This window comes from Streptomyces sp. 2-1 (genome assembly GCF_048564895.1).
Taxonomy (GTDB): domain Bacteria; phylum Actinomycetota; class Actinomycetes; order Streptomycetales; family Streptomycetaceae; genus Streptomyces; species Streptomyces phaeochromogenes.
In genome coordinates, this window is the sequence record NZ_CP183383.1 from 5,486,124 (window position 1) to 5,505,989 (window position 19,866).

Consider the following 19,866-nt stretch of genomic DNA (forward strand, 5'->3'; position numbering starts at 1 on the left):
CAGGATCGTGTGCCGCCCCGGGCGCCGATCGGCCCGGCGTCGTCGTGCGCCGAGGACGAGACCGGCTCGAACACCGGTGTACGACATGCCCTCGGTTCCCCCACCGTACCCTGGCCGTCGGTGAACGAGACTGCCGAGACCGTACGGTTTGCGAGGTCTCGGCCCGCGTCAACTTCCGGGCGGACCCTGCCCCTTTGGTACCGAGCAGTCAGGAACCGGTCGGGTACCGGCCAAGTAAGGCCTCTTCGAGCGCCCACCCGACGGATACCGGAAGGAGCGCTGTGGGCACCTCCTCCCCGGCAGTACGCTCGCCGTACGGCAGCCCGTGCCCCCGGCCCTCACCGTGAGTTCCCGTTCCGCGCAACCGAGGCTCTGCGCAAGGCGAAAGCCACCCCGGAGGTGCCGTTCCGCAGCGGCCACTCCACGGAGCGACTCCACCGGTCGGCTCCACAGCCAGAGGAGATGGGGCACATGGGCCCGCATCCGAGCCTGTTCGACGAGTGCCGTGTGGTCGGGGCGAGCGGCGAGCTGGACCTTTCGACGGCCCCGGGCTTCATCCGTGACCTGGAGGACGTGCGGCGCGGCACCGGGCGACTCTTCCTCATCGTCGATCTGAGCGGTGTGACGTTCATGGACGGCAGCGCCCTGGACCCGCTGTGCGCGGCCTGGGACGACTGCCGGTCGCGGCGCGGCTGGACCCGGGTCGTCTACGCGCGCCCGTGCATCGGTCTGGTGTTCCGGGCCGGGGCCGTCGTGGAACGCTTCCCCCGGTACGCGAGTGCCCTGGACGCCTGGCGGGGCATACCCGCCGACGACCCGGAACAGTGGAACGCGACGGAGAACCGATCCGCGTAGGGTTACGACGCAAGCCGGCCGGTGCCTCGCTCAGAGGCTCCCGGCCGCGGCTGAACGGATACCGGTGATCAGCGACGGCATGGCCGACGTTCTCCGGTCGCTGCGCCTCGGCGGGCGCGGCGATCCGGCCCGGGCGTGCGCGCTCGCACTGGGCGCCGAGGGCGTCGCGCTGTCGCTGCTCGTGGGCAACGGTCGCATGGCCGAGCCCCTCTGGTGCCATCCCGAGGTGAGCGCCCGTTTCGAGGAACTCCAGTTCACGCTGGGCGAGGGCCCGGGCCCGGACGCGGTGCGCACCGGGTCCCCCGTCATGGAACCGGACCTGGACCGCGTACGCCCGGACCGGTGGCCGGCGCTGCTGCCGCCCGCGCGGGACCTGGGCGTCCACGGGGTGTGCTGCTTCCCGCTGGGCATCGGCGCCATCCGTCTCGGCGTACTGACCGTGCTCTGCGACGGCGACCGGACGATGTCCGTCCAGCAGAGCGCGGACGCGACGGCCCTGGCAGCCGCGCTGACCGGCGCGCTCCTGAACGGGGACGGGCGCGGGCAGCGGGGCGAGGACGGGAACGGCAATGGGGACCGGGGCGGGAGCGGCAACGGCGGCCCGGTGCTCGGCCTGTTCCTGGACCGGCCGACGGGACTGCATCGCGCGGCGGTGCACCAGGCCACGGGAATGATCAGCGTCCAGCTCGGTGTGACGATGGAAGAGGCCCTCCTGCGCCTGCGGGCCCACGCCTACGGCAGCGAGCGCCCCCTCGGTGAGGTCGCGGACGACGTGGTCGCCCGCAGACTCCGCTTCAACGACAGCGACGACACCACCAACAACGCCTCCGACAACGGCGACGGCTTCGACGACGACATGAACGGGCCGTATTCGCCCGGCGACGGAAAGGGATGATCGGCATGGCCCGCGAACAACGTCTGGCCGAGATCTTCGTGGAGGTCGCGGACTCTCTCGTCGAGGACTTCGACGTCATCGACCTGCTGCAACGGCTGTCCACACGCTGCGTCGAACTGCTGGACGTCTCGGCGGCGGGCATCCTGCTCGTGGACGCCCACGGCGAGCTGCAGATCATCGCCGCGTCGGACGAGCACGCCCGGCTGCTGGAGCTGTTCGCGCTCCAGCACGACCAGGGTCCGTGCGTGGAGTGCTACCGCACCGGCACGGCCCGTACGAACATCGACCTGATGCGGCCGGAGACGGCGGCGGCCTGGCCGCACTTCGCCGACCGGGCCCGCGAGACGGGTTACGTGACCACGCACGCGCTCCCGCTGCGCCTGCGCAACCGGGTCGTCGGCGCGCTCAACCTCTTCCAGAGCGCGCCGCACCGCCTCGGCGACGCCGACATCGCGCTCGCCCAGGCACTCGCCGACGTGGCCACGATCGCGATCCTCCAGCAGCGCACGCTGGAGCAGTCACACATCGAGAACAGCCAGCTGGCGACCGCGCTCACCAGCCGCATCCTGATCGAACAGGTCAAGGGAGTGCTGGCGGAGCGCTGGAACACCTCGGTGGACGACGCCTTCGCCGCGTTCCGCTCGTACGCGCGAGCCCATCGGCTGCGCCTCGCGGACCTCGCCACGCAGATCATCGCGGGGGGCTTCGACACCGCGTCCATCCCCGCCCCGTCCCCCGCCGCCTCCGCCGCCGAAACGACACCGGCACCAGCACCGGCCACGCCGGAGGACCGCACCCGATAACGGCACGGCGAGTCGTCAGTCGACGCGGAAGCCCGACTTGACCGTGTCGAACACCGGGCGGTGCGTGTCCCATTGGGCTTCGGGCGCCGAGAGGTAGATGTCGTACTCCGTGCCGCCCTCCTCGCCGAAGCCGAAGTCGATGGCACGGAAGGCACGGGCCTTGCCCTGGAAGGTGAACTCCCACACCGCCGCGGGCTGTCCCTGGAAGGTGGTGCGCTGCATGCGCAGTTTCCGGTACGTCGGGTAGTTGCGCTTGGTGTTCGCCTCGATGGTCGTGAAGTGCGACTCGGGGTTCGCGCCCGCGGGGTTCACGGTTCCGATGGTGAGCCCGACCAGGCCCGAGGGGTCGGTGTAGGTGACCTGTTCGGTGCTCGCCTTGTCGACGCGCTTCCAGCCGTCCGGGACGGGGAAGGTGGCTCCCAGTGCCTTCTCCCTGACCAGACGGAACCCGGCGGGGACGGGGGGCTGCTCGGACGCGGTGGGCGAGGTCGCCGTCGCGGAACCCTTCCCGCCGTTGCCGCCGTGGCCACCGTTGTCGGACGTCATCGCGTAGAGCCCGCCCGCCACGGCCGCCGCGGCGAGCGTCACGGCTGCCGCGCTCCAGATGAGGGGGCGCCGCTTGCGACCCGGGCGGCCGGTGCCGTCGCCGCTGCCGCTGCCACTCCTGCTGCCGCCGGTGGGAGCGGGCGGCACCGACCCCACCCGCGAGCCCGAGTCGGCGAGCGTGGCCCCGGCCGAAGTCGTCGGCCCCGTCGCCGCCACGGTCGCCGTCGCCCTGCTCGGCGCGGCCGACGCCCACACGGCCCCCGTCACCCCGCCCGCCGTAGCAGCCGTCCTCGCGCCCGGTGCCTCCGACGCCACGACCCGCAGCGCCCGTTCCGTCTCCTCCGCCGACGGACGTTCGTCCGGGTCCTTGGCGAGCAGCATCTCGATGAGGGGTTCGAGCGGTCCGGCCTGCTTCATGGGGGCGAGCGGATCGACGGCGATGGCGTACGCGGTCTCCATCGCCGTGGCCCTGCGGAACGGGGGCCGGCCCTCGACGGACTGGAAGAGGGTGGCGCCGAGTGCCCAGAGGTCGGCGGTGGGGCCGGGCTTGTGGCCCTTCATGCGCTCGGGCGCGATGTAGTCGATCGAGCCGATGATCTCGCCGGTCTTGGTGAGCGTCGAGGTGCCGGTCGCCATGGCGATGCCGAAGTCGGTGAGGACGACACGGCCGTTCCCGCCCAGCAGGACGTTGCCCGGCTTCACATCGCGGTGCAGTACTCCGGCGGCGTGGGCGGCACGCAGCGCGGCGACCATGCCGAGGCCCACCCGGGCGGCCTCACCGGGCGGCAGGGCCCCGCCGCCCTTGAGGAGCGCGCCGAGGGTGGTGCCGTGCACGTACTCCATGACGATGCACGGCAACCCCTCGTCATCCAGGACGTCATGGACGACGACCACGTTCGGGTGAGTGATCCGGGCGGCGCTGCGGGCTTCCCTGCGGGTGCGTTCGTAGACGGTGGCGAGTTCGTCCTCGGAGAGGTGCTGCTGGGCGTGGAGCCGCTTGAGCGCGATCTCCCGGCCGAGGACCTCGTCCTCGGCACGCCACACGGTGCCCATGCCGCCGCGGCCGATCCGCTCGATCAACCGGTACCGCCCGGCGATCAACCGCCCCTCGTCCGACACAGCGCGCCTTTCGCCGACCCGACCCGGCCCAGTCCGACCGACCACCGACGCGATCCGATCCGACCCGGTCCCTGTGAACCGCTCCACGTTCGATTCGGATCGCCACGATAGTCGCCGCGGTCGCGGGGCACTGTGGCGGAGGCCATGCCGCCGTTCCGGAACCGGTCGGCCCCCGCCGGGGCAGACCGGTCGGACCCCCGCCGGGGCCGGCGGGTCAGACCCCCGCCGGTGCCGGTCCCACCAGTTCCGACAGCACGTCCTCCATCGTGACGAAGCCGAGGACCTTGCCCGACTCGCCGGTGACCGCGGCCAGGTGGCTGTCGTTGGCGCGCAGGGCGGTGAGGGTGTCGTCGAGCGGGGTGTCGATACGGACGCGCGTGACCGCGTGCAGCGCCGTGCGCGGGAAGGGGCGGTCCCGGTCGGTGACGCCGAGGGTGTCCTTGATGTGGAGGTAGCCGAGCACCGTACCGTCCTCGCCGGTCACCGGGAACCGGGAGAAGCCGGCCTCGGCGGCGGCGCGCTCCAGCCGGGCCGGGGTGACGGTGTGTTCGACCGTACGCATCCGCTGGGCCGGCACGAGGATCTCGCCGACCGGGCGGGTGCCCAGCTCCAGGGCGTCCCGCAGCCGCTCGCCGTCCGCGGAGGACAGCAGCCCGGCCTGGCTGGAGTCGACGACCATGCGGGCGAGCTGGTCGTCGGTGAAGACCGACTCCACCTCGTCCCTGGCCTCGACCCGCAGCAGCTTCAGCAGGACGTTGGCGAAGGCGTTGATACCGAAGACGACCGGCTTCAGCGCGCGGGTGAGGGCCACCAGGGGCGGGCCGAGCAGCAGCGCGGCGGGCACCGGCGCGGCGAGCGCGAGGTTCTTCGGGATCATCTCGCCGATCAGCATGTGCAGATACGTCGCCACGGTGAGCGCGATCACGAAGGCGATCGGGTGGACGAGGGCGTCCGGGACGCTGGCCGCCTCGAAGGCCGGCTCCAGCAGATGCGCGATGGCCGGCTCGGCGACCGCGCCCAGCACCAACGACGAGACGGTGATGCCGAGTTGGGCCGTCGCCATCATCGCGGAGATGTGCTTGAGGCCCCACAGGGTCATCCGGGCCCGCTTGTTGCCCTCCTGGGCGCGCGGTTCGATCTGGCTCCGGCGTACGGAGATCAGCGCGAACTCGGCGCCGACGAAGAACGCGTTGGTCACCAACGTGAGGGCACCGATGGCCAGTTGGAGGGTGGTCATCGTGCTCATCGGGACTCCTCCACGGTCTGACGGGCCGCGTCACGAGCGGACTCGGCGGCCGGCTCGTCGGCGGCCGGTTCGGTGATGCGGACGCGGTCGGCTCGGTGGTGCTCCACGTCCAGGACGTCCAGGCGCCAGCCGTCGAGGTCCAGCGCGTCGCCCTCGGCCGGGATCCGGGCGAGCCGGGTGGCGACAAGGCCGGCGACGGTCTCGTACGGACCCTCCGGCGCCCGCAGGCCTATCCCGGCGAGCTCGTCGATCCGTACGCTGCCGTCCGCCTCCCAGACCGCGCGGCCGTCCGGCGACGCGGGGGCGGGCAGCAGGTCGGGCACCTCGACGGGGTCGTGCTCGTCGCGGACCTCGCCGACGACCTCCTCGACGATGTCCTCGACGGTCGCCACGCCCGCCGTGCCGCCGTACTCGTCGATGACGACGGCCATGGTGCGGCTCGCCCGCATCCGCTCCAGGAGGCGGTCGGCGGGCAGGCTGTCGGGCACAAGGAGCGGGGCCGTGGCCAGCTCGGTGACAGGGGTGACGGCCCGCTTCTCCGGCTCCAGGGCCAGTACGTCACGGATGTGGACCGAGCCGACGACCTCGTCCAGGCTGTCGCGGTAGACCGGGAAGCGGGACAGGCCGGTCGCGTGGGTGAGGTTGGCGGCGTCGGCTGCCGTGGCGCGCGACTCCAGCGCGCGTACGTCGACGCGCGGGGTCATCACGTTCTCCGCGGTCAGCTCGCTCAGGTGCAGCGTGCGGACGAAGAGCTCCGCAGAGTCCGGCTCGAGGGCGCCCTGCGCGGCCGAGTGCTGGGCCAGTGCGACGAGCTCCTCGGGGCCGCGGGCGGAGGCCAGCTCCTCGGCGGGCTCCAGGCCCATGCGGCGTACGAAACGGTTCGCGGAGTTGTTGAGGTGATGGATGAACGGGCCGAACGCGGCCGTGAACCCGCGCTGCGGGCCCGCGACGACCTTGGCGACGGCCAGCGGGCGCGAGATCGCCCAGTTCTTCGGCACCAGCTCGCCGATCACCATCAGGACGACGGTGGAGACGACGACACCGAGCACGGTCGCCACGGTCGAGGCGGCGCCGCCCAGGCCGGCGGATTCCAGCGGCCCCTTCAGCAGCGAGGCGAGCGACGGCTCGGCGAGCATGCCGATCACCAGCGAGGTGACGGTGATGCCCAGCTGGGCCCCGGACAGCTGGAGTGTCAGCCGCCGGACGGCCTTCAGCGCGCCTTCGGCACCCCGCTCACCCGCCTCGGCGGCCCGCTCCAGGTCACCGCGCTCGACGGTGGTCAGCGAGAACTCGGCCGCCACGAACACGGCACAGGCGAGCGTGAGCAGCAGGGCGAGCAGGAGCAGCAGGATCTCGGTCACCGTGCCACCCCCGCCCCGTCACGCACATGTCTCGGGCCGGGGATGGCACGGCTGGTACTGGGAGGTTCACCCATCGCGGAACCTTCGCTCCTTCTCGCACTAAAGGTCGTATGACGCGCCCTGACCGGACACGTCCCACCCAGTGTAAAGGAATCGCAAAGTAGCGCGTCGGGAGCGACTGTGGGCGGCGCGGGCGGGTGGCCGGGGACCGGGCCCGCTCCCGGAAAACGCCTGTCGCGGCAGGGGCCCGGGTGCCTACGGTGAGGCCGTGCACCAGCACCGAAGGCGCGACCGCAGACCCTCCCCCCGCCGGCGCCCCCGGCCGGCCGGGACCTCGGCGAGCCCTCCCGGCCCGGATCTCGCGGGGGCCGATGTCCTGCTCGTGGGGTACTTCTCCGCCAGGCAGAAGGACTTCGCCGTACGCATGGACGCGGCTGCCACCGGTCTGTCGGCACGCGGCGCCCGGGTCGTGGGCCGCGTCGTGCAGCGCCGCGGCGTCTCGGACGGCGGGGCGAGGAAGATGACCCTCCCGTACTCCTCCCGGACCCTGCTGAGCTCCGGGAAGACCCGAGAAGTGGCCGCTCTCCGCGAGGAGACGGGAGCGGCCGCGGTGATCTTCCTCAACGCCCTCACGGAACACCAGCGCCGGGTGCTGACGGAGGCGTTCGGGTGCCCGGCTGTGAGCCTCGCGGAAGCCCCGGCGCCCGCGATCGCACCCGCACCCGCACCCGGCGACCGTGCGGGCTAGTCGGTCTCCCCCACTGCGTCCAGCGCGACCGCGTCCACGACCGGGACGTTTCTGAGGAGGTGGGCGAGGGCCGGACGCGGCGGTCCTCCGTCCCCTCCGTCTCCTCCGGGGTCCTGGGGCGCGGGCCCGGCGGCGGGTTCCTTCCAGTGCGGGTCGGCCGCACCGTCCAGGTCCTTCCAGAGGGCGACCGTGCCGGGGCCTGCGGACAGGTCCGGCTGAACCGGCCGGGCGTGCGGGAGCGGTGGACGGTCCGGCGCCGGGCGCGGGTCGTCGGGGTCCGGCCGGCGGCGCCCCCACAGGGAATTGGCCGCGAAGTGCAGGCAGTTGACGGTCACGATGGCCGGGGCGACGATCGCGACCGCCTCCGGGAACATCGGCTGGAGGGAGAGGGCCAGGATGACGGCGGTCACCCCGTTCTGCTGGCCGAGTGCCAGGGAGACCCGGTCCACCCGGTCCAGTTTCCGGGCCAGCACCGAACCCACGACGATCTGGGCGCCGTAGGCCGCCGCGCCCAGCACCAGGCCGTACACCAGGTCGACGCCCGCCACCAGGAGCAGTCCCAGCGTGAACGCCGCCGTCACGTAGGCGCCCCGGGAGATCCGTCCGAGGTGGCGGGTGAGCGCGGGCGGCCGGAAGAACAGGCCCACGAAGGCGACGCCGAGCATCAGCGTGTAGCCACCCGCCGTCACGACCAGCGCGAGCAGCAGGAGCACGGCGACGGCCTGTGTCGCGGGGGACCAGTGGGCGGGGTCCTTGCCCCGCGTGCGCCGCAGCAGCAGCCAGAGCGCCGCGGCCACGGCCACCAGGACCGCGTTCCAGCCCAGTTGGGCCGCGTAGTCCAGCAGGTCGTCACCGACGGCGCCCGCGATGCCCTCGGTGGAGGAGGTGGCGGACGTGCCGGCGGAGTCGTCCAGGGCGCGCAGCGCGAAGGGGGCCGTGTAGGCGGTCAGGAGCACCGTCACGGGGTCGTCGAAGGAGGCCCAGACGGACAGGACCGTCCTGCCGCGCGGTGAGAGCCGGGAGGAGTCCCGCAGCGCGGCGACGGACAGCGGGTCGATCTGGGCGACGGCGACCGCCAGGACGAGGTAGGCGGGATCGTCCAGCACCAGCCAGAGCACCAGCGCGATCAGCGCGGCCTTGGCGACCACTCCGACCGTGACGGCGAGAACCAGCAGTTTCAGGTCCCGCCTCGCCTCGCGCAGCGAGATCTCCGAGGTGGAGCCGTACAGCCCGACGGCGAGCAGGAGGGTCGTGAAGAAGAGGTAGAGCGAGGAGCCGCTGAGGTCTCCGGTCCCCGCGCCGGCACCGACGGCCCAGCCGACGCCGATGATCCCCACCAGCGTCCACAGATGCCTCGTGGCACCGAGAAGGCCCCGCCCGGCGACACCGGAGGCCATCGGAATCACCCCCCGTCCGATTCTCGTGCCACCGGAATCCAATTTAGGGCGTCAATTACTGTTCCAGTCTCGTTCCTTGATGATTTCCTGGACAGAATTGGCCAGCATATTCATGCGGAGATCCGCATGGAATACCCGGTCCTGGTGGAGAGTCGAACCCAGCAGGAATGCACCGTTCCCCATGGCGACGTAATAGAGGGCCCCTTCGTCCACGTCGAGCACGGTCCGGGTCAGCCGGCCCGGCAGCACCGCCTTCAGCGAGTGGTTCATCCGGGCCACGACGAAGGGCAGCCGGCCCGCGATGTCCTGGTAGCGCTCGCGGCGCCCCGGCCGGGTGATGTTGCGGAAGTAGGGCGCCAGCTCGGCGAGTTCCAGCACGTCCGTGGAGATGAGCCCGGCGCGCGGGTCCACGTACGCCGCGTAATGCAGGTCGTCCGAAGACAGCGCCTCGACGCACAGCTCACGGATCCGGTCCGCCTCCGGCCCGAGGAGCCCGAGCCGGTCGGTGTGCAGGGCCTCCTCCTTCCCGGTCGATCCCGGGGCCGCGGTGCGGGTGGGCCGGTCGCTCTCGGACGGCTTCGGCTCCTCCTCGAACCCGCCGTAGTTCAGGCCGCGTTGGCGCAGCACGGCGGCGAAGCGGGTGGCGAGCCTGGCCATCGCCCGGTCGCCCGGCTCCTCGTTCTCGCGGCCCAGCGAGACACCGGTCAGATACTCGCCCGGCCGGACGTGGTAGTGGAAGACGGACGCCTCGCCGAGGCGCAGCACGGTGCGGATCAGCCGGCCGCTCTCCACCGGCCGCAGCGCCCGGTCCATGCGGTCCAGCAGGAAGTTGAGCTGGCGTCCCACCCGGATGTAGAGGTCGCGGCAGAACCGGGTCTCCAGGCCCGCGGGCAGACAGCCGGAGCTGTCGAGGGCGTCGAGGATGTCCACCGAGTAGTTGAAGACCCCCCGGTGGTACGCGGCCACATGGTGCAGCCCGGCCGGGTCCAGGGCGCCGGCGCACAGTTCCACGAACTGGCGGCTGTCCTCGGTGACATGGGCGGCGAGCCGTCGTGCGGGTTCGGCGACCGAGGAGTTCCCGGCCGAGATGTCGGAGCGGTTGGATTCCGCGGTGTCCACCATGCCTCCTCAGTAGATGTCGAAGCCGGTGCGGAACAGATCGGGTTCGAGCGCGTCCATGCCCCGCCGCAGTGCGGTCTCGAAGGCGCTCCCGGGCCCGGACAGCGAACCCTGTGCGAGCGCCTGGGCGGCCCGCGGGTCGTACGGCAGGTCGATGACGGTTCTCAGAGGCAGTGTGTCCTCTACGGCCCTTGGTCCACCGGCGGATTGCGGACCGTGCCGGTTCTCGACGTTCTCGGGCTGGTTCGCGATGTGTCCGATGGTCTTCGGGAGCAGTCCGGACTCCTCCAGCCGCTCCGCCAGCCGCAGTGTGTCGGGGTGGGTCCGGTCTCCTGCCCGGCCCACCACGAAGACGAAGTCGACGCTCTCGCAGACGGCCCGGGTCCGCGCGTTCCAGCCGGGGCCGCAGTCCACGAGCAGGCAGCCGGCGAGTTCCGCGAGCCGCTGCGCCGCGCGCGCCATGATCCGCGGCAGCCCGGCCAGGCCCGCCAGGGCGGAGAGCCCGGGTCTGTCCAGTGCGAGCAGCGCCATGTCGCCGGTCCGGCCGTCGGGTGAGCGCAGGTCCTGGAGCCGCTCCTGGACCGAGCGGTCCCGGAGGTCCACGCGCCGGTCAAGGGCGTAGCCGACCAGCCCGCGGCCGTCGCCGGCCGCCGGTCCCGCGCCGTACTCGTCCCCCGTGCCCGTCGCCTGCCAGGCCCGCAGCAGCCGGGACAGTCCCGCGGTCGCCAGGTCCGCGTCCATCAGGATCACGTTCTGGCCCTTGTGCCCGGTCTCCGCGTCTATGAGTGCCGCGGCGGCGGTCGCCACCAGGGTCGCCCCCTCCCCGGGCCTGGCCGAGAGGACCGCGGCCGACCATGACCTGCCCAACTCCCGCTCCCCCGACTCCGCCACAGCCGCCTCCTCGCCCAGGACCCGCTCCGGCGCGCCCGCCGCGTGCCGCGGCCCGCGCGCCCTTTCCGACCTCCGCCCCACGACCCGCGCACGTCTCGCGCGCGGGTCAGATGTACGGCACGTCGATGTCGATCTCGATCCGCTCACCGCCCGGCCCCACCGCGTCCCGCACCCTCGCCTCGCTGTCCTGGAGGTTCGTCGCGGCGAAGCCGGTCAGCGGGTGCTCGGCCCCGCAGCGGACGCGCAGCCGCTCGTAGGTGTCCCGGTCGAGCTCCAGCGCGGCGGCCGACTCCCCGGTGAACACCAGGGCGTTGGCGTGGTCGAGGGCCGCGATCAGGGTCAGCGGATGGTCAGGACCGAGCGTCCCGCACAGGCCCTGCCAGCCCTCCTCGCTCAGCTCCGCCATACCGTCGACGAGCCCCGCCGAGCGCCTGCACAGCGCCAGGTTCACCTGGGCCATCCGCAGGAACGGATGTCCCTGCGGCCAGGTCCCGTACCGCTCGACGCACTCCTCGGCGAGTTCGCAGGCGCGCGGGTACTCCCCCATCAGCCGCAGATCCGCGGCCAGCGACAACCGGGCGGCCAGCGTCGCGTGGTGGTCGGGGCCCACGTACTCCAGCCAGCCCTCCATCGCGTCCTCGTCGTACTTGCGGGCCGCGCTGATCAGGTCGTCCTGTTCCGTGCCGCCCATCCGGCGCAGGGTCGCGGCGAGGCCCCGGCTCGCGTGCAGCGTCGCCGGATCGCTCTCCCCCAGGCGGCGCTCCGCCTCGTTGAAGGCGTACTGCAGCTGCCGCTGCGAGGTCGGATAGTCCCCGGACTCCCGGTAACGGTTGCCCAGTTGGGCCGCCGCGCTCCACGTCAGTTCATGGTCCTCGCCCAGGACGCGCCGACAGCGCTCGTACGTCTCCCGGTGCAGGTCCAGGGCCTCCGCGGTCATGCCGACCATGGTCAGCGACAGCGCGAGGTTCGCCGAGGCCATCAAGGTGTACGGGTTGTCGGGCCCGAACACCTCGGTGAGGATGTCGGCGGTCGACTGGTCCTCGGCGAAGGCCTCCTGGACATGGCCGAGGGCCCGCAGATCGGCACCCCTGCCGAGCGCGCTGCGCAGGGTGACCGGATGGTCGAGGCCCAGGGTGGCGCGCAGCCGGTCCAGCGCCCCGCGGTTGATCTCCTCGGACTCCACGAACCGGCCCGCGTCCCGGTGGATGTTGCCCAGTTCCACGACGAGCCGCAGCAGGAAGATGTCGTCGGTGCTCTCCACGGACCCGTACCGCCCGGTCCACTCCTCGAACAGCAGGGCGGCGAGTTCCTGGGCGCGGTCCAGGCGGCGGGCCAGGCGCCGGTAGCGCACCTGGTTGACCAGCCAGCGGCGCACCTCGTCGTCCGTGCTCTGCACGGCACCCGAGGCGACGACGTGCTGGTCGAGTTCGGCGAAGACGGAGAGGAACCGCGGTTCGTGGGCCTCGGTGTCGAGCGGCGCAAGGGAGGCCAGGATCCGCTGGACCGCCGTGCGCGACTCCTCGTACTCCTCCTCCGGCAGGGCCGCCCGCAGGAAGGTCAGCCCCATCGGGTCGCCGACCACCCGCCCGCTGCCCTGGTTGATACGGGCCAGCGCACGCTCGTCGAGCGCGTTGAAGGCCAGCCCCGCGGTCTGGGCGGTGAGCGGGCCCCCGTCCGGCGGCGTCAGCCACTCCAGGGCGGCACGGCAGCGCAGTACGTCCATGGAGACGCCGCTCGGGGACATGTGCGCCATCAGCCGGAGGAACTTCTCCGCGACCGGGTAGGCCGCCCGCAGTGACTCCATGGACATCGACCAGGTGGTGTGCGCCTCCTCCGGATAGCCGCTCTCCGGTCCGGCGACATGGGTGCTCATCGCGTCCCGGTAGCGGCCGATGGCCTCCTCGACCGGCACACCGGTGCCCTTGATCCAGGCCGCCGCCAGTTCGACGGTCTGCGGGAGGCGGCCGGACACCTCCAGGATCTCGGCGGCCGGTTCGGGGAGGAGCCCGGGGAAGTGCAGGCGCAGTTGGTCGCACGCCTCGTCATGGGTCGGTAGGCCGACCTCGAACTCCTGGCCGACGCTCGCCCAGTCGCCGCTCTCCGAGGTGACCAGCACATGGGTGCAACCACCGCCGGGGCGCAGGCTGTTCAGATCCCAGGGGCCGCGCACGTTGTCGTACACCAGCAGGAACCGCCGGTACTTTTCGGTGCCGCCGGCCAGCGCGCTCAGGGTCCGGTCCACGGCGTCCGGGGCGGTGCTCTTGGTGACCCCCAACTTCTCGCCCAGTGCGGCGAGTTGCTCACGGACACTGAGCGCGTCGGTGGCCTCGATCCACCAGATGACGTCGTAGTCCGGCGAGAAGCGGTAGGCGAACTCCAGGGCGATCCGGGTCTTGCCCACGCCGAGGGGGCCTGTGAGGATCGCGGGCGCCGCCTGGCGGTCCGGCTGGAACTGGTCGCGCAGCCGCGCGAGGAACGTCTCGCGGCCCTGGAAGGTCGCGGGGCGCGGGTCGCTCTTCCAGATGGCGGGCTTCCGGCCGGGGAAGCGCGCCCCGCTCGACGAGTGGTGGTCACTGCCCTCGGCGGGCTCGGCGTGCTGTCCGCGGTCGGAGAAGAAGGCGAGCAGCAGCTCCTGGGCCGCCTGCTCGCCCAGGGTCTGCAGATGCGGTCCGGCCATGTCCGCGATGGGCGGCCGGACATACGCCTCCTCGACGCGCACCGCGACGATGGACGCCCCGCGGTCGCCGGACCCGAGCCGTCCCACGCCCCTCAACTGCTGGTAGACGAAGGCGTTGAGGTCACGGTCGGACGGCAGCGCGGGAGAGACCACCAGGATCGTGTACGTCGGTTTGGCGCCCGTGCTGCCGGACTCGGCCCGCCAGTCGTCCGTCGTCTGGCAGCTGATGCCGATGCGCGCCAGCACGCCGCGGATCCAGTCGGCCCACTGGCGGTCGGGCGCCGCGTGGACGATCCGCGCGGTGCGCTGTCCGGGCGGCTTCACATCGGCGAAGCGGCGCTCGATCTCCTGCCGGACGACCTCCTTCACCGGGCGGCTGCGGGACACCTTGCCTCGGCTGATCTCCTCGGCGATCCGCACATAGGCCGTGAGCTGCGACGAGGACTTGCCCGGCAGCAGGGTGAAGGGGACGAGGATCTCCTCGTAGGCGAAGGCCGGGTGGTGCTCCACCTCGACCTGCCCCCAGTACTCCTCCACGCTGCCGGCGACCAGGGGGCCCACCAGTCCGCCGAAGCGGCTCTCGATGTAGGCGCGCCGCCGGGACGCCTTCTCCCGGTCGGTGTGCTCGACGCGCATGGGCACCGGGAGGATGCGGATGTCCCGCCCGGTCTCGTGGGCCCGCTCGTGGATCTGGCGGGCGACGGCCGCCGTACCCTCTATCGACTGATTGCTGAGGTTGAAGCCGGCCACGACGACGTCCGGCAGCCAGAGCGTGCAGATGCTCGCGTTGTCCGAGTGCCCGGTGCGGCTGTCGATGAGGACGAAGTCGTAGTCGCCCTGCCGCAGCCGCTCGCGCAGGGTGTCGACGAACCGCTTGCCCCGGTCGTGCTTGTAGAACGACGCCCAGTCGAACAGCGCCACGTTCTCGCTGTACGCCTCGTGCTGCCGGCCGGGGCCGAGGAACTCGATGGTCCCCGGCGGCTGGAAGCGGTCCCAGCGCAGGGTGTCGCGGTGCGGCCGCACATCGGCGTGCTCGTCGAGCAGTTCCCGCAGCCGCCGCTCGTACTCCGTCCCGTCCAGGCCCTGTCCGGCCAGCGCCTCGGCGTCCCGTCCGTAGCCCTGCACCATCTCCGCCACACCGGTGGTGTCGGCGAGTTCGGGGTCGTTGAGGAAGGGCCTCAGGAAGCGGTGCAGGCCCGGGGACTCCAGGTCCCAGTCGACGACGAGCACTCTGGAGCCCTCGGTCGCCAGGATCCAGGCCACGTTGGCGAGGGCCATCGTTCGGCCCACCCCGCCCTTGTACGAGTAGAAGGTGACAATGGTCGCCGGTTCATGGGCGGCCTCGGCGCCGGAGGGTTCCGGCTCCACGCTGCTCATTGATGCTGCTCCACGTGTTCGCGTCAGCCATGCGGTCCACGGAGGATGGGACGCTCGCCTTCCCCCGGGGATGAGAACCACGATCTGGTGCGGGGAGGCGAATCCGGCAGTCCGAGCGCCGCCCCCATCGGGGCCGGATCCTGTGACGCGCCGGCGCGCCTGCTGTGCCACGGTACCGGCAGGGGAGCAAGGTGCACATCCCATGAGACGGCCGACGTACGGGACATAGCCCTGAATGGGGTGAGGTAGCCGACATCACGCGCGGTCATGGTGGGCGGTGAGCGGTCCGCGGCCACCAGCACCCGGTCGGCCACACTGCGCAGTATCTTGATGTATCCCCCTCGCGCGAGGGGATCGCGGATCAGCTGGCCGACGCTGTGCCGGGGGTAGTCGCTCCCCGTCGGGCCCGATTGCCGGGCGGTCTCCTCGGCCAGCCGGGCGGGTAACCCCGCGGCTTCCCACACCACCCCGACCGGGGCCACCGACGTGTCACCGGTGCGGTGCACCCGCCAGCTCATGCGCTCGTCGAACACGGACAGGTCGTACGTACAGCGCGGGCTGCGGAAGTACTCCTGCGAGTAGAGCACCACCAGGGAACGGCAGTTCATGGCCGGGGTGGTGGGCGGTGGGCCCGCGCGGAGGTCCAGCCCCCGGTGGTCCGCGAGCACTCCGTCGAATCTCGGCTCACGGCCCAGTCGGGCACGGATCTCGGCCTGGAGATCGGCATGGAAATGCTCGACGTCCCGTCTGCCACTGCCGCTCACGGCATGGCTGACAAAGAAATACGGAACCATGCATCCCCCCGTTTCCCGCCCGTCTCCGAACCGGGGTCGTCCCCGATCATTCCCTTACGCGGTGCAACGGTTCTACATCGGCAGGCATCCCCATGTTAGGGAGATTCCCACCGCCTGTAACCGCCTTGTGACAGTCCTTTGCAAGAGCGTGAAGACTGCGGGTGACCCGGTCGCGCACATGCTCGATCAATGCGCGTAAGTCCGCGCAATAGCACGAGGGATTGTCGAATCCGTTCTCCGGCCGGTACCGGTGCGCGCGCAGACCACCGCCGCAGACGCCCACGACCGGACAGGCCCGGCACTGCGCGCTCAGTCCCTCGGCGCCGGCCCGGTCCGCGGCGAACCCCGGATGGACCGCCGCGTCGTCGAAGCCGTGCGCCTCGATGTGGTAGCCCGTGTGGGCGGCGTTGTCGTGCACCGACTTGAGGATGTCGTTCTGCTCGATGCTCCCGTCCGGCTGCACCACCACGACGTCGGAACCGACAGCTCCCCACACCTCGCTGGTGCCGGCCCCGCCCAGATGCCGGTCGACCAGCGAGTCGAAGAGCCGCAGGGGAACCTCCCGCACCGGGGCGTCGAACCACCGGTCGAAGGCGGTGGCGAGCCAGCGGGCGTACGGGACACCGGGCTCCCCGGGCGGCCCCGGGGGCGCGGACTGCCAGGTGCCGAGCGGCATCAGGAAGTCCAGCGCGGGAGGTTCGTGCGCCAGCAGGGCCTCGTAGGTGTCCACCGGATCGTCCGCGAGGTCCACCGTGCACAGCAGACCGCCGTACAACGAGCGGTAGCCGGGCGTGCGCAACAGATCCAGGCCCCGTACGACGTCCGCGTGGGTCCCCTTGCCGGAGTGGTAGCGGCGCCTGCGGTCGTGTCCCTCGTCGGTCCCGTCCAGGCTGACACCGACGGTGATGCCCCACCGGCGGAACAGATCGAGGTAACTCCGGTTCAGCAGGGCGCCGTTGGTCTGCACGACGAGTTCCAGGGACGTGTCCAGACCGGTCCACGCCGAGCGCAGCGTCTCGGCGAAGTGACCGATGCGGCGCGGTCCGGCGAGCAGCGGCTCACCCCCGTGCAGCATCACCCGCGCCTCGGAGGGCCGATGGCGCCACACGTGCTCCACGATCCGCTGCGCCGTACGGTCCAGGACCGCGGTGGACATCACCCGGGGCTGGGCGGCCCAGCCGCTGTCGCGCAGGCCGTAGACATAGCAGTCCGGGCAGGCGAAGTTGCATCTGCTGTGCAGCTTGACGACGAACTGGGAGAAGGAAACGGCCTGTTGACCCGCCGTCAGTCCCTTTTCCGGTGCGAGAGGTTGTGAGCCCTTCTCACACCGCACTGTGCCACCTCGGAGCGCCGGCGCTCCCCGGTGACGCGCCCGGGTCCGCGCGCTGCCTGAGCAGTGCCTCGACCACCGCGGACCGTGGCATGCCCGCGAGCCGTTCGACGGACAGCAGGTCCGCCAACTTCCGTAATTCGCCCAGCTTTTCGGGAGCACCGCTCCCGGCCCCGCTCTTCATGGCTCCGGCCCCCATTCCCCCCGCGTCCCCTGGCCCCACAACGGTTCGAAGCGGTCCGCCGACCCTGCTAGAGTCCCGGATTCGTGAGCCGTCGGCGAATATCCACCCCGTACGCCTGACGTGTGCCCGTACGCCTGACGAGTGCGCCCGTCAGGCTCTCTTCACTGTACCCAGCGCGGTCAAGGAAGCCTATCCTTGGTAACAGGGGGGTCACCGGACCGACTGGAGCTACGACGTTGTTCGGCCCATGTCCAAGCCAGTGAGAGTTTCGCCCTGCCGGACTACCGGCGGCAGTCTGCGAGGGGCGCGTGGATCCATCCGTCAACTACTTCTACACCAGTTGCACCCGCAGTGACGGCTGGCCTGCCATCAGCCGCTTCCACGCGGATCTCGAGTACCGGCTGAGGGCGCAGGAGGGGCTGTGGGTGAGTGGCGCCCTGGGCCCCCAGGCGGCTCCCGGCCAGCGCCTCGCCGGCGCTGTGGCCGAGATCGCCGAGGTCGGAGTGATGATCGCGCTGTGCTCGCCGCAGTACTTCCAGAGCCAGTACTGCGGTATGGAGTGGGCGGTCTTCGAGACCCGGATCAGCCGCCACCGCGTGCTGACCCAGAAGGACGCGTCGACCTGCCTCATCCCCATACTGTGGGAACCCGTTCCGCCGGACGCCATGCCCCCGCCGACCGGCGACGGCCGGAGGTCGCCGGCCGAGATCCAGTGGGAGGACGGATTCGGCGGCAACGGACTGCACCAGCTGATGCAGTCGGACAGCCGGGAGGCGGAGGACGCCTACTTCGCCCTGCTGGAACGGCTGTCCAGGCGGATCGCGGAGGCGCGGCGCATACGCCTCTCCACGCTCGACGCCGACGAACTGCCCCGCGTCCGTTCCGCGTTCGGAAGGCTGCCCCTCACCCGGCAGACCACCTCGCCGCGGACACCCGTGTACACAGGCTCGTACACCGAACCGGGTGGCGGCTACGGCTCCCGGGCCCCGTCCCCTCCCGTTTCCATCGCCATCAGTTACGTGGGCGCCGACCAGCCCTGGGCGGACTGGATGGCGGAGGTCCTCGAACGGGACGGGCACCCCTCGGTCACCCAGGTGCGCTGGGAGACCGAGCGCGAGTCGCTGTCCGAGACCGTGGACAGGGCCCATCGAGTGGCGGAGCGCGTGATCGCCCTGTTCTCCCGCACCTACTTCACGGCCGGCGAGACCGAACCCCTCGACTGGGAAGGCGCGTTCGTCGGCGCGGACAGACAGTGGCTGATTCCGGTGCAGATCGATGCGGAACCCCGTCCGCTGCTGGTTCGCCGCGGGGTGCCGGTCACCCAGCTCAAAGGCTCCGACGAGAACGAGGCGCAACGTCTGTGTGAGCTGGTGCGCGACCCCAACCCACGGATCCCGGGTCAGCGCGAGGGGGACACCCGGTGACGTTTCCGCCCCCGCGTTCGTCCCGTTCGGCCACCGCACCGCCCCCTATATCGAACATTCCTCCGCTCGACCTTCCCTTCCAGGGGCGCGACGACCAGATCGCCAGGCTGCTGGAGCTCTTCGAGCAGTACGGTCACGTCCTGCTGCACGACGGCGTCGCACCGGTCCAGGGTTTCGGCAAGACCCAGGTCGCCATCGCCTACTGCCGTGCCTATACCCGCCGCTACGACGTGGCGTGGTGGTTCTCCTGCCGGGGCGAGACGGACGACGACCGACTGTGCGGACTCCTCGAAGAGCAGTATCAGGCGCTGCGGGAGGAGCGTGCCCGGGCCTTTGGCGCGAAGGTCGAACACCGGCCCGACAACCGCTGGCTCTTCGTCTACGACGACGTGTCCAACCCCGACCGCGTCTACGAACACTTCGTCCCGGGGACGGGGCACCGGCTCGTCACCTCTCGTTCCTGCGGCGAGACCTGGGGCAGCAACCGGCTGGAACTCGGCGGAATGACGGTCGAGCAGTCCTCGCGGCTGCTCCTGGACCAGGCGGAGAACCTCGGGTCCAAGCAGGCCAAACACCTGGCGTCACTCATGAACGGCCACCCCGCGCAACTGCTCGCCGTCGCCGAGGAGGTACGCCGGACCAGCTACGAGCGGTGCGCCAGGATACTGACTCCCGCCCCGCCGACCGACCCGGACACCCCGCCCGGCGGCATCGTGGTGATCCCGCAGCCCCGTGACGACTCGTCCGGCGCGCCCCTCAGCGGGGTGGAGCGACGCACTCTCGTACAGGCCCTGGCCCGCTCGCCGGTGGGGCGCACCAGGGAATCGTGGGACATCTGGCTGGTGTCCGTGCGGCAGATGATCGAGCCGACGCAACTGGCCGGTGTGAGCGACGGCGGACAGCTCAGGGACCGCATTATCTCGGTCGTCAACTTCGCCCTCGCCCAGCGGAATCCGAAGGTGATGCAAGCCCTCGCGGACGCCCTGGATCTCTGGGGTGACGAGGAGGGCATCGCCGACGTCCGGCGCCTCGTCGACAAGGCCGTGGACGCCTGGAACGGCGATCAGGGACGATGAGTCCTTGCCTGGCCGACACGGGGG

Annotated in this window: 15 protein-coding genes; 6 read left to right on the forward strand and 9 right to left on the reverse strand. The window is 71.5% G+C overall.

The window, feature by feature from the left end; all coding sequences use genetic code 11:
• Positions 1-471 precede the first annotated feature (471 nt).
• From ACN20J_RS24120 to ACN20J_RS24130, 3 genes are all read left to right on the forward strand, one after another.
• Positions 472-855 (forward strand): STAS domain-containing protein, encoded by a 384-nt coding sequence (locus ACN20J_RS24120; RefSeq protein ID WP_189843947.1) that lies wholly within the window; start codon positions 472-474, stop codon positions 853-855.
• A 79-nt stretch (positions 856-934) separates the two neighbouring features.
• On the forward strand, positions 935-1,750 hold the full coding sequence (locus tag ACN20J_RS24125) for an ANTAR domain-containing protein (RefSeq protein WP_419666771.1): 816 nt from the start codon (positions 935-937) through the stop codon (positions 1,748-1,750).
• Positions 1,747-2,553 carry a GAF domain-containing protein gene (locus ACN20J_RS24130; RefSeq protein WP_419666772.1) on the forward strand — a complete coding sequence of 269 codons (807 nt, stop codon included), beginning with the start codon at positions 1,747-1,749 and terminating at the stop codon, positions 2,551-2,553. The genes ACN20J_RS24125 and ACN20J_RS24130 overlap by 4 nt, the downstream gene beginning before the upstream one ends.
• Before the next feature lie 15 nt (positions 2,554-2,568).
• Here ACN20J_RS24130 and ACN20J_RS24135 read toward each other — a convergent pair whose 3' ends face one another.
• The 3 genes from ACN20J_RS24135 to ACN20J_RS24145 form a co-directional block, all read right to left on the reverse strand.
• Positions 2,569-4,218, reverse strand: a complete 1,650-nt coding sequence (locus ACN20J_RS24135; protein ID WP_419666773.1) for a protein kinase domain-containing protein — start codon at positions 4,216-4,218, stop codon at positions 2,569-2,571.
• A gap of 214 nt (positions 4,219-4,432) precedes the next feature.
• Positions 4,433-5,455, reverse strand: a complete 1,023-nt coding sequence (locus tag ACN20J_RS24140; RefSeq protein WP_190230667.1) for a hemolysin family protein — start codon at positions 5,453-5,455, stop codon at positions 4,433-4,435.
• A gap of 5 nt (positions 5,456-5,460) precedes the next feature.
• A complete protein-coding gene (locus ACN20J_RS24145) occupies positions 5,461-6,825 on the reverse strand; it encodes a hemolysin family protein (protein WP_361890130.1) in 1,365 nt (454 codons plus the stop codon).
• A 268-nt stretch (positions 6,826-7,093) separates the two neighbouring features.
• Between ACN20J_RS24145 and ACN20J_RS24150 the strand changes: the two genes are divergently transcribed.
• On the forward strand, positions 7,094-7,573 hold the full coding sequence (locus tag ACN20J_RS24150; protein ID WP_419666774.1) for a hypothetical protein: 480 nt from the start codon (positions 7,094-7,096) through the stop codon (positions 7,571-7,573).
• Here ACN20J_RS24150 and ACN20J_RS24155 read toward each other — a convergent pair.
• From ACN20J_RS24155 to ACN20J_RS24180, 6 genes are all read right to left on the reverse strand, one after another.
• Positions 7,570-8,970, reverse strand: a complete 1,401-nt coding sequence (locus ACN20J_RS24155) for a hypothetical protein (protein ID WP_189843942.1) — start codon at positions 8,968-8,970, stop codon at positions 7,570-7,572. The two genes, ACN20J_RS24150 and ACN20J_RS24155, sit on opposite strands and share 4 nt — an antisense overlap.
• A gap of 51 nt (positions 8,971-9,021) precedes the next feature.
• Positions 9,022-10,092 carry a hypothetical protein gene (locus ACN20J_RS24160; RefSeq protein ID WP_189843941.1) on the reverse strand — a complete coding sequence of 357 codons (1,071 nt, stop codon included), beginning with the start codon at positions 10,090-10,092 and terminating at the stop codon, positions 9,022-9,024.
• A 6-nt stretch (positions 10,093-10,098) separates the two neighbouring features.
• Positions 10,099-10,980, reverse strand: coding sequence for a hypothetical protein (locus tag ACN20J_RS24165; protein WP_189843940.1), 882 nt, complete (start codon positions 10,978-10,980; stop codon positions 10,099-10,101).
• A gap of 106 nt (positions 10,981-11,086) precedes the next feature.
• Positions 11,087-15,034 carry an FxSxx-COOH system tetratricopeptide repeat protein gene (gene fxsT / locus ACN20J_RS24170; RefSeq protein WP_189843939.1) on the reverse strand — a complete coding sequence of 1,316 codons (3,948 nt, stop codon included), beginning with the start codon at positions 15,032-15,034 and terminating at the stop codon, positions 11,087-11,089.
• 23 nt (positions 15,035-15,057) lie between these two features.
• Positions 15,058-15,828 (reverse strand): hypothetical protein, encoded by a 771-nt coding sequence (locus tag ACN20J_RS24175; protein ID WP_419666775.1) that lies wholly within the window; start codon positions 15,826-15,828, stop codon positions 15,058-15,060.
• Between the two features lie 46 nt (positions 15,829-15,874).
• Entirely contained in the window at positions 15,875-17,161 is a 1,287-nt protein-coding gene (locus ACN20J_RS24180) for an FxsB family cyclophane-forming radical SAM/SPASM peptide maturase (protein ID WP_246575395.1), read from the reverse strand.
• Between the two features lie 489 nt (positions 17,162-17,650).
• Here ACN20J_RS24180 and ACN20J_RS24185 point away from each other — a divergent pair, with 489 nt between their 5' ends.
• Entirely contained in the window at positions 17,651-18,766 is a 1,116-nt protein-coding gene (locus tag ACN20J_RS24185) for a TIR domain-containing protein (RefSeq protein WP_419666776.1), read from the forward strand.
• Positions 18,763-19,842 carry a hypothetical protein gene (locus tag ACN20J_RS24190; RefSeq protein ID WP_361917592.1) on the forward strand — a complete coding sequence of 360 codons (1,080 nt, stop codon included), beginning with the start codon at positions 18,763-18,765 and terminating at the stop codon, positions 19,840-19,842. The genes ACN20J_RS24185 and ACN20J_RS24190 overlap by 4 nt, the downstream gene beginning before the upstream one ends.
• Positions 19,843-19,866 lie beyond the last annotated feature (24 nt).

Excerpts from the sequence above, each read along its gene's own strand:
- ACN20J_RS24120 (WP_189843947.1), top strand. The coding sequence starts at position 472 with ATGGGCCCGCATCCGAGCCTGTTCGACGAGTGCCGTGTGGTCGGGGCG.
- ACN20J_RS24125 (WP_419666771.1), top strand. The coding sequence starts at position 935 with ATGGCCGACGTTCTCCGGTCGCTGCGCCTCGGCGGGCGCGGCGATCCG.
- ACN20J_RS24130 (WP_419666772.1), top strand. The coding sequence starts at position 1,747 with ATGATCGGCATGGCCCGCGAACAACGTCTGGCCGAGATCTTCGTGGAG.
- ACN20J_RS24140 (WP_190230667.1), bottom strand. The coding sequence starts at position 5,455 with ATGACCACCCTCCAACTGGCCATCGGTGCCCTCACGTTGGTGACCAAC.
- ACN20J_RS24155 (WP_189843942.1), bottom strand. The coding sequence starts at position 8,970 with ATGGCCTCCGGTGTCGCCGGGCGGGGCCTTCTCGGTGCCACGAGGCAT.
- ACN20J_RS24160 (WP_189843941.1), bottom strand. The coding sequence starts at position 10,092 with ATGGTGGACACCGCGGAATCCAACCGCTCCGACATCTCGGCCGGGAAC.
- fxsT (WP_189843939.1), bottom strand. The coding sequence starts at position 15,034 with ATGAGCAGCGTGGAGCCGGAACCCTCCGGCGCCGAGGCCGCCCATGAA.
- ACN20J_RS24175 (WP_419666775.1), bottom strand. The coding sequence starts at position 15,828 with ATGGTTCCGTATTTCTTTGTCAGCCATGCCGTGAGCGGCAGTGGCAGA.